Annotated in this window: 9 protein-coding genes; 4 read left to right on the top strand and 5 right to left on the bottom strand. The window is 57.1% G+C overall.

The window, feature by feature from the left end:
• Positions 1–110: 110 nt before the first annotated feature.
• From ACNJYB_RS07865 to ACNJYB_RS07855, 3 genes are all read right to left on the bottom strand, one after another.
• The gene (locus ACNJYB_RS07865; RefSeq protein ID WP_439373430.1) at positions 111–1010 is read right to left on the bottom strand and encodes a 3-keto-5-aminohexanoate cleavage protein; all 900 of its coding nucleotides are present in this window, start codon (positions 1008–1010) and stop codon (positions 111–113) included.
• A 233-nt stretch (positions 1011–1243) separates the two neighbouring features.
• Positions 1244–2164, bottom strand: a complete 921-nt coding sequence (locus tag ACNJYB_RS07860; protein ID WP_439373429.1) for a 3-hydroxyacyl-CoA dehydrogenase — start codon at positions 2162–2164, stop codon at positions 1244–1246.
• A 329-nt stretch (positions 2165–2493) separates the two neighbouring features.
• On the bottom strand, positions 2494–3264 hold the full coding sequence (locus ACNJYB_RS07855) for an outer membrane protein (protein ID WP_439373428.1): 771 nt from the start codon (positions 3262–3264) through the stop codon (positions 2494–2496).
• 1103 nt (positions 3265–4367) lie between these two features.
• Here ACNJYB_RS07855 and ACNJYB_RS07850 point away from each other — a divergent pair.
• Positions 4368–4634 carry a thioredoxin family protein gene (locus ACNJYB_RS07850; RefSeq protein ID WP_439373427.1) on the top strand — a complete coding sequence of 89 codons (267 nt, stop codon included), beginning with the start codon at positions 4368–4370 and terminating at the stop codon, positions 4632–4634.
• Positions 4635–5332: 698 nt separating this feature from the next.
• On the top strand, positions 5333–5794 hold the full coding sequence (locus ACNJYB_RS07845) for a hypothetical protein (RefSeq protein WP_439373426.1): 462 nt from the start codon (positions 5333–5335) through the stop codon (positions 5792–5794).
• A gap of 288 nt (positions 5795–6082) precedes the next feature.
• Here the strand turns inward: ACNJYB_RS07845 and ACNJYB_RS07840 are convergent, their stop codons facing one another.
• On the bottom strand, positions 6083–8500 hold the full coding sequence (locus ACNJYB_RS07840) for a CoA transferase (protein WP_439373425.1): 2418 nt from the start codon (positions 8498–8500) through the stop codon (positions 6083–6085).
• A gap of 88 nt (positions 8501–8588) precedes the next feature.
• Entirely contained in the window at positions 8589–10229 is a 1641-nt protein-coding gene (locus tag ACNJYB_RS07835; RefSeq protein WP_439373424.1) for a flavin-containing monooxygenase, read from the bottom strand.
• A 392-nt stretch (positions 10230–10621) separates the two neighbouring features.
• Here ACNJYB_RS07835 and ACNJYB_RS07830 point away from each other — a divergent pair, with 392 nt between their 5' ends.
• Positions 10622–11707, top strand: coding sequence for a methyltransferase (locus ACNJYB_RS07830; RefSeq protein WP_439373423.1), 1086 nt, complete (start codon positions 10622–10624; stop codon positions 11705–11707).
• A 43-nt stretch (positions 11708–11750) separates the two neighbouring features.
• Positions 11751–12113 (top strand): thiamine pyrophosphate-binding protein, encoded by a 363-nt coding sequence (locus ACNJYB_RS07825; RefSeq protein ID WP_439375499.1) that lies wholly within the window; start codon positions 11751–11753, stop codon positions 12111–12113.
• Positions 12114–12191: the final 78 nt, after the last annotated feature.

Here is a 12191-nt window from a genome sequence, read left to right as displayed (position 1 = left end):
GAGTGTCCGATCGAGAACACTTCTACTGGTAGCGCCCGCGCCCCGGATCTACCTAGAGCGCCGCATCGAATGGACTGGCCATGCACATCGCTTCCACTTGAGGGCGGTGACTATCCTAATTTGCGAGGCGCCAGACCAAGCATCGCCCGAGCCTCCACTGCGGTGGCGGGCTCATACCCAAGTTCTCGGATAATCCTGACTGTCTTTTCGACCAGCCGCACGTTAGTGGCAAGTATACCCTGTTCGAGATAGAGATTGTCCTCTAACCCGACACGAACATGGCCACCGGCGAGCACCGCGTGAGTTGTTGCGGGTAGCTGCGCTCGACCGATCCCACTGACGCAAAACATCGCTCCCTTGGGAAGATTTCCGATCAGCATATCGAGGATCTGCGGAGTGTACGGCAATCCGCCCTGAATTCCACGATCGGCTCCGAGAACGAAATTAACCCAATAGGGCGGCTTATCGAAGCCTTTATTGATGAGGCGTATCGGATCTTGGACAAGATGGGAAAGTGAGAAACATTCCCATTCAGGTTTGATGCCTGTCTTTTGGAATCGTTTCGCCATGATGTCGCAGCGGGCCGGCGAGGTGTTAACGACAATCTCGCGTCCGGCAAAGCTGGCCAGAACAGTGTGAGCGTCAAATGTCGCCATGTCGGCACCGGCCTCGAGCCCTTTTAGACGCTCTTCGAATATAACTTCGTCAAGACCGGGCTCCAGGGAACGGACCATGTCGCCATCAACACCCCCGCCAGTGCTGTTGTTGATGATAATGCCGCACTTTGTCAGGATCCGAGAATTGATGTCTTGGTAGATTTCCGGATTACAGGTCGCGCCGTCGTCCGTCCTGCGCGCATGCAGCGCCACGATAGAGGCACCTGCATCGTAGCACCGGTACACATCCTCGGCGATCTCGCTGGGCTGGGTCGGCAGGTGCGGGTTTTGCGATTTTTTCACCACGCCTCCCGTCGGAGCAATCGTGACAATCACTTTGCTCTCAAACTTCATACTGCGTCTCCTGTCATCGACCGCTTACGTCACTCAAGGGTACATTCAGATCTGCTCCAGACGAGTCGCCACATACCGCCTCAGCGCACGTTTTGGTCTCTGCACGCCATTTGGGACGATCTCCGCTCTCCTGCTCGCAAACGGAGCTGTCTAGCTCGTTCCGACAAGTTGGGCGGCGGAGATGTCCCGTCGTCGGAATCGGCGTGATCCGGTCATTGCATTGCTTCGACAGGTCAGACTTCGGCATACGCAATGCCCGTGAAGTTGCCTTGGGACCAGAGAAGATTGTGTTTGTTCTTTCCATCAAGGTCGGCGGAATAGATCGAACCGGCGAGGTCCGTGATGAACATCTGATTGCCGGGAACGTCGAGCGCGATGCCGATTCCCTCCATCAGGTGCGTGATCAGAATTTCCGGCTCCGTCTTTAGATCGACGCGCGCGCGATTGACTGTGTTGCCACGCGGAGGATCACCGCGGTCGGTCCAATAGAGAACCCGGTTGGCGAGATCCAACTCAAGGTGAATCGGTTCCGGCAAGCCATCGAATAGCACCTCGATGTCTGAGCGATTTGCGGGGCTCTCACCATCCGGAATGTCGATGTTGGCCCGAAAGATTCGGCCTAGACCGGCATTGTCCGGACCTTTTTGCGTCCAGTAGATCTGGCGGCGCTCGGTGTCGATGGTGACGCCAATGCACCACCTGGTCGGGTCACGGCGGTCCACCTCACCGCGGCCTGCCTCGATGAGCGTCTCTATCTCCAAGCCGTCGAGATTGCACCGCATAACCCGCATCCCTTCGCGGTCAGACCAGTACAGCTTGCCGCATTCGCGATCGAGCTGGATCTGCTTCGGCGTGAAAGTTGCACCGCGGGGAACGATGACTCTGCGAGCTGTTCCATCGATATTGGCACGCTCGATCGAGCCATCATCGGCGGTCACACCGGAGCCCATGTTGGTCCAATAGATATGACCAGCGCGGGCATCAATTGCGACTCCGTCGGGAAGCTGACACTCGGTAACAATAACGTTTCGATCGCAACCATCTGGATTCATGGCTTGAATGCGGTTGGTGCTCACCTCGAGAAAGAACAGCCGACGAACTGGCAACTTCCGGTCGGGCGACACTTCCGATTTGACGGCGTTAGCGTCCGTCATGTTCTCCCTCACGATTGAGCGGATGTGCTAGGCGCAAGGTCGCGTTCCAGTCTGTACGACCGAACCGCACCTTGTTCGCACACGGGTGAGGATTACTCTCGATCATCACACACTGAAGTAGCTTGCATTTACGTGTTATAGTGCAGGCAATCTGGCGAGCTGCTCGCTATCGATAAACAATCGAGCAAGAGCCGGGCCAATTGCCGAACCATTCAGCTCATCGATTGTCGACCACACCAATCAGCTGAAGCTTCAATTCGGCGGACAGTCGCCCAAACATCACCTTCCATCTCCGCTTTCAGCGAAAGAATGCATTCTTCAGACAAAGATCAATATTTCGCGACCGCGTCACTCAAGCGGTAATTCACACGAACCAGCCCGATGTCGACGTCCTGGCTGATGCGGGCGGTGCCTGCACGAGCGCCCGCTGGAATGCCTACGCTTCCGGCTGAAAAAAAGAAGTCTACGTCCCGACGGCCCATGAACAAGTGATCGTACTCAATGCCGACGGACCAATTCGGAGCGAAGCCAACTTCAAGGCCCGCGCCTACCGCACCGCCCCAACGGGTTTCCCTGCCATTGTCGATTGTCAGCCCAGTTGCAAAATCGAAGACCCGATATTTGTCGCGAACGCCAGCGGCACCGCCCTTCACATAGAGCAGCACATTATCCCAGACGTAACCGATCTGACCCGTGAACAAGCCAAATGCATCGATTTTGGATTCGTCCTGGACGCCGGCGAAAGCGAGATTGGCGTTGGAGCCCTTGAAATCGGCCCAGTTGCCCTGCGCCTCAAGGCCGAACACCGAGTTCGCTATCTGCCAGCGATAGCCGATTTGACCTCCGACGGTACCTCCGGTCGCGTTATGGCACCCCATGGCGAGCGGCGGAGCAATGATCAAGCCGCCGGCGTTGACGACGTCCCAGCAGTGATGCGCGGAACCACCGCCCCCGTTAACGCCGGTGTAGAACCCGCTCCAGTCGTAGATCTGGGTCACCATTGGGATCGCTTTGGTGGAGGGCTGCGCCGCCAGATCAGCGGCGGAGACCGGCGCGGTCAGCGCGATAAGCGCTACCGTGCCCAGCAGGACTTTTTTCAACTTTGGCTCCGTTGCGTATCGATTTTCTTGATGGGCGATCGACCACGATAGCCACGTGTCGGTCCTATCCATCAATTGCCAAGGCTGGTAGTTGACTGCACCGCAAGGTTTCCCTGGGCATTCGACTGAGGGACAGAAGTTCATGTCAGTTGGTGATGACTCGTCCGAGCAGCCGATCGATTAACCTCCATCTGGCTCTCATTCCTCGTTCACTTTCATGTAGCTACAGCAGAAGCGACATTGACTAAGCATGCGAGAATTCGGCTCGTCCGCCTCGATGCCGCGCAGCACCGAAGGAAGCTATGTTGCACTGATGCGCATCCTTCCACGGGGCTAGCAGTGCCGCGAGCTGAGGCCGCTTTTGGTTCATCGGCGTAGGAGAACTCATACGGTCGCGCGTGGCATCATCACGTCGATTGGCACACCAATTGCTCAAACGGACTACGAAAGAAAGCCACCATCTCGATGGTCAAAGGATATCGATGTCAAACCAGAATTGGTTCTCATGGTACTCTTTTCCATTCTTTGCGCCCCTCAGCGGGGCAGTTAATCAGGACATGGAAACGAATGTTGGCGCGCGGCTCGACCAGGATGTAGCGAAAACGATTAGCGTAACTGAACGGTTCGACACCCTATCCGACGCTGTGGAAGAACTTGATGAAAAGCTCAGGACGCTCGCGAAGGCACTCGGACAGACACCTACAGTCGAGACCTTCGTGGAGAACTCCGGGCAGACAACACCAATGCGGCGGCTAAAAAAACATGGTAGACGCGGTAAACAAGATCAAAGACCGTCATCGCCGAGACGCCGATCTGGAAGCTAAGCGCGCGCTTAGCCGCCTGAAGACCGTTGACCCTGCGCGATATAGCGAATTCATTCGTGAGTACGAGGCCGGCGGCTCTCGGAGAGACGCTGGTTGGTCGAACGGCTGATCAGCCAACTGGGCACCATAATCCCTGTCATGTCAGCGTGAGCGTCCTTCCGGGCAAGGCGCTCGTTCATAGGTGAGGCCATGATCTCCGCGCGATTCCGCCTCCGCCTTTTCCTTGAACTCAACGAGGTGCTCTAATGGCCGTTCTGTGACGCCGACTTCGAAACCGAAATGCTCAAGGCGAACGGCCCGGTGGTCGTCGATTTCTGGGCCGAATGGTGTGGCCCATGCCGGATGGTCGCACCCGCGCTCGACGAGATCGCCGGCGCGCTGGGCGACAAGGCCAGGATTGTCAAGCTCAACGCCGACGAGAGCTCGAAGACCGCATCGAAGTACGGTGAGAAGCCGATTCCGACGCTAATGTCTTCAAGGGGCGCCCGGCGCTTCGCGGCTCGTACCGCGGTATCGACATCAGAGGCTAGCGTGTTCGCGGGCTGACAAATGATGCCTCGATGGATGTGTCCTTCTGTTGCGCGATCATCGCCGCCCTCCCATTGCTTCATCATGAGGTCGATCAACCCTGAGCGCGAAGTTACTTTCCGGCCGTTAAAGGGCGGCACTTCGGTGGTCTCAAACAGCCTGTTAGCCTTCGGATCTTTCGAGGCGCTCTGGTGAGATCGCGTCTCCAGCGGCTGCTACGAATGTCTTCGTCCAGCGATCGCTCTCCTTTTGGGATCTTTGGCTCTGTCCGCCTTAAGACACGGATGACTGAACTTCTACACGAAGTCCGACGCATTCCGGGGGTGCTGCGCAAAGCACATGTTTTCCTCTTCATAAATGAGGCTGGAATACGTCATTCGTGGCATGGCAATTGCTGGGACCTATTTGGAGAGCGGGCGACGACGCGCTCTGCTCTCCGGCCCAGGGGTTAAGATGAGGCCTTCTCAATCGATCAATCGAAGTCATGCTGATGCTAACGCACGTCAGATGCGGAGTCATCCCTGGTGTCGCGGCGCCGAGCTGAGCAAACCGCAGAGTTCACTCCCACCGCATGTTGTTGCACATGGGTCCCGAACGCGCGCCGGCCGCGGATTGCTGGCGTGTCTCGACGAGCTACATTTTCTATCGATGCCTTTGCCAGGCCGGACGAATCCAGCGCATCAGCCCTGCCGCGCGATCATGACAAGGAGATGAGGATGACGAAGGAAGCCGGAATTAACGACGACGTAGGTGGTGGAACAGGCGCATTTCAAGACTTTGCCAAGCAAACCATCGGAACGCAGACTGAGTTCTCGAAACGGTTTTTCGACATCTATTGGCATTGGCAGGAGCGAATTCAAACCGAATCTACGCAGGCGATAGAGCTCTTGGGGAAGCTTACTTCCACGACATCACCAAACGATCAAATCGGCTATCTTCAGATCTGGATGAAAAGCGCCACGCAGCGGATATCGCAGGATGTGATGTACTCGATTGACACCGCGAAAGCTCTCGCGAGCGCCGATCTTCCGCTGTTCAGCCCGGAGCTCTTCAAGCCGACAGCTCTCTTCCCTCCTTTGGCACCGTTCAACTTGCCAGCCGGGGCTGGGATCAACTTCCATTACGGTTCTTGGCAGCTGCCAACGCTCCGAATCGAAGGATGTCGACCAGAGCGTTGAAAGTTGGGCTTTCGAAGAGTTCACAGGATGAAAGGTTCCTTCTGAAGGAGCGCCGTGAGCACATGTCCTTGGCGCGTTGGTCGCAATGATGTTCACTTCCGCAGCTAGCAAAGCCACCAATATCAATCCGGGCCGGCTATGATCGTCAGCCAAGCCGTGCCTGACCGCATTAGTAGGCGAACCCGGTACGGGCTCCCTTGCGCCGCTACTCTCGGACCAGCAGAGCCGAACGACCGACATCACGACGTTTTTGTCCCGACTGTTACGTTCACGACCGTTTTTTGCTTGCTAGCTACCTTCGGAGAGCATCGACGTCCCGATGATGCCCTCCGAGGCCAATTGTGCGATCTCGGCGCAGGAGAGCCCGAGAAGACCTGATAGTACCTCGCTGTTATGCTCTCCGAGAGTTGGCGCCGCTGTGCGGATGGTAAACGGCCCCGAACCATCGCGGATCGGCATTGACGGTTGTGGATGCAAGCCGATGAACGTGCGATCCACTTCCTGTAGAAATGCACGCGACCTGAGATGCGGGTCCTTGAGCAGTTCAGTTGGCTGACGGGCCACACCGGCCGCAATTCGTCCCGCCTGCAGGTTCGACATGGCCTGGTCGGCATCGCGGGTGAGCGTCCAAGCTTCGATGGCCCTCTCTATCTCGTCCTCGATACAGCGCCGAGCTTCTGCAGACTGCAGCGATGCATCTATCGCCCAGTCTGGCCGTCCAATGAGGATGGCAAGCCTCTGCCACATCTTCTCGTCGATCGCGGCTAGCATGACCCAACTATCCTCACCTGAGCACCGGAAGCAGCCATGCGGAACGAACTGCGGATGTCGAGTGCCATACTTAGGGGGCGACATGCCGCCTATCGACTGAAGGGTAATCCACGGCGCCGCAAACGGCATCATGCATTCGATTTGCGCAAGGTCAATGAACTGTCCACGCCCGGTATTACGAGCGTGAATCAGCGCGACCAGAACTGCTGCGCATCCGTTCAACCCACCGACGGCATCCCCGAAGGCGACATGGCTCATTACGGGAGGTCCGTCCGGATTTCCGACTACGATGGGCAACCCTGACCCCTGCTCGAGGGTCGAACCATAGGCTCGACAATCACGATAGAGGCTGTTCGCGCCAAAGGCTGACATCGACAACATGACAAGCCGAGGATTGAGCTTTCGGAGCACATCGTAGCCAAGCCCGAGCTTTGGCAACACATCAACCGAATAATTGTCTGCGACGACATCGGCTCCGGCCACAAGACGCTTGGCAAGAGCGAGGCCTCGGGGCTTCGTGAGGTCGAGCGTGATGCCGCGTTTGTTGCGGTTCATGACGCAGAAGGCTTGGCTCCTTTCGTACATCTGAGTGTCGACGTAAGCGGGCCGCCGGTCAACGCCGCGCCACCAATCCGGATATTTGGTGGACTCGATCTTGATGACATCGGCGCCAAGATCGGCCAGGGTGCGCGTACACAACGGGCCAGCCCAGCCCATCGTGAAGTCGATTATGCGAATCCCACGCAAGGGCTGTCGTTCAGCATCGATGCACGTGGACGACCGCGGCGCAGCCAAAGGCAGCTGCTTTCGGATATCAGTGGCAGCTTGTTGCTCGCCGGGAGCTGGAACCTTGCCTCCTCGACGCGGGGGTGTCAATGTCAGGCGCTGCGTTGATCCTACCGTCAAGCCGTCTTCCTGGCCTAGGACGACAGGCACGATTGCGCCGCGCTCCTTTTTTTCTGTGTCGAGGAGCAGATCGGATATGTCGGGTACTGGTACAATCGGGATCTTCCGCTTCAGTCCCTCCGCGAACCACTCCTGCGCGGTCCGCACCTTCAGCCGTGGCGTGATCTCTCGTTCGATCCGCTCGACATGCTGCAGACGCTCTTCGCCGAGGACCAGAGCCGGATCATCGCCGAGTTCGGACAGCTCAAGCATATCGCAGAATGCACGCCATTGTGCCGGCGTGAACGTCGTAACGCCGAGCCAACCATTTTTGGCTTCGTAAATGCCGCCCGGAAAAACCGGCCAGAAGCGGTTAATGCCAATCCGGCGCATGACCTCACCGCGCGCCGAAGCTTCGAACATGAGATATTCGCTGATAGCAAGGCTCGCTTCGAAGATACTGACCGACCACGACCGTCCTGCTTGACCCTCCATTTGTGCCATCGCCGAAGAAGCCGCCGCGATGAAACCCCACAGGCCGGCGAGGATACCGGTCTGGAAATCCGGTGCGTGCAACGGCGGGCCCTCGGCCGGTCCAACAAGCTTGATTAGCCCGGCGAGCGCACGGATGGTCGCATCGGTTGCGGCGAAGCCTGCATAAGGACCCTCACGGCCGAACCAGCTCGCTTGGAGGTGCATCAATCCGGATCGCCGCTGGCGGATTGCGGCCATATCGACTGAGGGGCAATTCGCCGGATCAATGTCCCTGCCGTCAACCAGAATATCGCAGTTGTCAATCATCGCGGTCAGCTGTGCGACCGCGTCCGGAGCAGCGGGGTCAATGATCGTGCTTGATTTGTTGAAGTTCAGGAAAGCGAACCAAGCGCTCTGGCCCACCGGAGTGAGCGGCGCGCAGCGCCGAATTGGATCGCCTGCCGGCGGCTCGACCTTCTGAACATCGGCCCCGAAGTCGGCAAACATTCGCGCGCAATAGCTGGTTGCCGCCGAGCTACCAATTTCGACGACCCGCAGATGCGACAGCACTCCCATCGTGGCTCCATTTTTACAGTCAAGGTCTTCCACCGAGAGGTCTTGACTGTCACAATTGCTCGCGCCGGGTTCGGCTTAGGCAGGAACCCTAGTGTGTGACAAAGCCGCGATAGCCACTTGCGGCAACTTCGTCGCACTTTTTCCGATAGTTTCCTACGCCTCCGGTGTAGGAGAGGACTCGGCGCGGCTTGCCTTCAACGTTCGATCCCAAGTACCAGGAATTCGTCTTGGACATCAGCATTGCGTTGGCGAGCTCATCGTGATGCGCCACCCATTGATCTTCCAACTCTTTGGAGGGTTCGATCATCTTCAAGTTTTTGTCGCGGAGATAGCTAATGCATCCAGTTATCCACTCGACCTGTTGCTGCAAGCAGGTGGTCTCGTTGCAAAGCGCGGCAGCGGGGGCCAGCGGCACCGCGGTCGTGAATAGATTGGGATAGCCGTGCACCTGCAACCCCATGGTGGTCCGGATGTCCCTGCCCCACTCCTCCTTCAGCGATCGTCCACCGCGACCGCGGATGTCGATGCGTGTCAAAGCGCCTGTTCCTGCGTCGAATCCGGTCGCCAGGATGATGATATCGAGCGCGTGAACTGTGCCGTCGCTGGTCTGAATTCCTTCAGCCGTAATGCGCTCGATTGCGTTCGTCTTAACGCTGACAATTTCCACATTTGCTCGATGAAACGCCTCGAGGAAATACTGCTCCAAGGGGACGCGATGGGTGCCGAATCCGTAATCGCTCGGGATCAGCAGGTCGCACAGTTTTGGATCCGCCAGCCGCTCGCGCATTTTAGCGCGCACGAATTCGGAGATCTCAGCGTTCACCGCTTCATCGAAGAACAGTTCGACGAAGGAAGCTATCCACAACTTCACAGAGCCATCGTTCCAGCAGTCCTCAAGCACCTTACGGCGCTGTTGCGCTGACAATTCGGCCCAGGCGTGCTCGACATCAAATTCAAAGCCCGTGAACGTGTGTGGCAGCCGTTCGGTAAGGGCTTTGAACTTTGACTTGTAGGCTTCGACATCGGCGGCCGAGTACTTGAGATTCTTCATAGGGAGGATGTATTGCGGCGTGCGAACGAATACCTTGAGATGGCCAACTTCTTCCGCGATCGCTTGGATGACCTGGATCCCCGTCGCACCAATGCCAACCACACCGACGCGCTTGCCAGCAAGCTCAACCAGCTGCCGGGGCCATCGCGCCGTATGGAACACCTGCCCCTTGAACGTATCCTGCCCAGGGAAGGACACATGGGGTGCCGAAAGCATACCGCAGCATGTGACGAGAAACTGCGTATCGAGCACATCACCTTTGTCGGTCGCGACCACCCATCGCTCCGTCGCTTCGTTGAAATGAGCGCTCTGAACTCTCGTGCCGAGCTGAATGTCCTTGCGCAGATCAAGCTGGTCCGCAACGTAATTCAGCCAGCGTTCGATTTCGGGCTGGCTCGGAAACCTTTCGCTCCAGCTCCATCCTTTGTAGAGACTTTCGGAGAAAAGGTAGTGGTAGACGTAACCCTCCGAATCGACCCGCGCACCAGGATATCGGTTCCAATACCAGGTACCGCCGACCTCCGGGGCCGCGTCAATCGCCCTGGCGTTAAGCCCGAGTTCTCGTAGCCGATAAAGCTGATAAAGGCCGGCTATGCCGGCTCCGATGACGAGGGCATCGAGTTTCGCTGTCGCATGCCCGCCATTACCACCGTTGGGCCTAGTCGTGGTCTGGATCATCTCTCCTCCAAGGCTGTTCTGGCGAGTTGGCGAGGAGAACAGCAAGGACCGTACCAGTTGGTAGGCCGCGATAGTTGGGCGGAAACGCAACGCCTTAGAAAGTCGGGGCCTGATGCATTATGCGCTTTGAAGCAATTGCGACATGCGTCGGCAGTATGACACCGCGCGTAACCTTTATTTTCCTCATAACAAGAGCTTCCGATTATCGGAGTGACGGCCTTTGCTCCGAACCCTGCGCGAGCAAGTTTGCAAACGGTCAACTACCAACGCTAGCAATTGATCGAGATGACAGACGTGTGTCACTGATTACTTGCTGAACGTCGGAGTGCAGGCTTTCCGACATGCAGCTAAGCTCATTCAGACCGAAGTCGTTTCGAAAAGGACTTGTGGCTATGCATTCGTCTCTACCGACGTCACACGCCCAGACCTCTGAAGCTGCACTTGTCCCCTCTCCCGATATTGCTCAAATCATTAAGTGGCGCGACAGCTCCTATGCCGCCGATCTCTTTATCGCCGCAGTCTCATGGCTTGACCTCTTTACTTACCTGGATGGCCAGCCGGTAACTGAAGAGGAGCTGCGACTTCACTTCTCTCTTCGCGAGCGGCCAACACGGACCATGGCTCGACTCTTCGAATCCTGGGGCCTGATCTCCAAACAATCTGGCCGACTGCACGCAACCGCAACAGCCCTCCAGTATCTGAGCGGCAATTCCGCGGACAACATCTCGTCCTATATTGCAACGATGAAATATAAACCTTCTGTTCGGGAGCTTTATGAGATCCTGCGACAGGATGGCTCTGATACCTGGCACATTGAGCGCGGCGTAACCAAGACTTGGGACGCCTTGATGCAGACGGATGAGTTCGCAGATCTCAACACACGCGGGATGGAGGAACGGGGACGGATCTTTGCTCCGCACCTCGCAGAGCTGCTGGATTGCACGAACGATACCCACGTACTCGATGTAGGTGGAGGATCGGGCGTGTATTCCGCGCATTTGTTGATGCGCTATACTTCACTCTCAGCAACAATCCTTGAGCGTCCACCGGTTGATCAACTTGCACGGACGTGTCTGAAAGATCGTAATCTATACCCGGGTCGCGCCAATGTCATAGCTGGCGACATGTTCGTCGATCCCCTGCCTGCGGATGCTAGCCTCCACCTCTATTCGCACGTGCTACACAATTGGGGACCAGACAAGGTCAATCAGCTCCTGGGCAAGTCGTTCGAGAGCATTTCTTCTGGTGGTCGAATAGCAATTTTCAGCTGCCACCCTGATGACCGCGGAGGGCGCCCGTCGCCGGCGGCTGAGGCAGAATACTCTGTGCTGCTGACCACGGGCTATGAGGGCTGCTGTTACACCTTCGAGGATATGCGGGCTATGCTCGAGAGCACCGGCTTCCAGGAGATCAGTTACCACAAATCCATCTGCAATCGCAGCCTTATCGTCGCGAGAAAGACCTCCCGACGCCAATGAACATGCCGCGTTGGAGGACCGCCTCATTTCGCTGCCGCTCTCAATGAGGTGTGTGGAGCACGACATGTCTATCCCAACCTGTCTTCTGTTGTCGAAGCTCCGCACGGCCGGGTACACGGTCTTCTCTGGGGTGCCGTGTTCCAATTTCGGTGATCTATTCGATCAAGTCGCCAAAGCTTCGGGAATGCTGGCCGTGCCTGCCGCGAACGAAGGCAGCGCAGTTGCACTAGCTGCTGGCGCGACCCTCTCAGGTCAACGAGCGGTCGTTGCGCTTCAAAATTCTGGTCTCGGAAACATCATAAATCCGATAACATCTCTGTTGATGGTCAACCAGATTCCAGTCCTGCTCCTGTTATCCGTTCGTGGGTTCCACGAGCGGTATCGCGTTTCTTCGAAGCGGATGTAGGAGGTCGTCGGAACACGTCTTTGACGACAACCCGGTTGATATTTTCAAATTAGAGCGATGAAGATCTGCTCGCAGCGC

Origin of the sequence: Bradyrhizobium sp. SMVTL-02, from assembly GCF_051853005.1 — a bacterium.
Lineage (GTDB): Bacteria > Pseudomonadota > Alphaproteobacteria > Rhizobiales > Xanthobacteraceae > Bradyrhizobium.
This window is presented reverse-complemented; position numbering and strand designations above follow the sequence as displayed.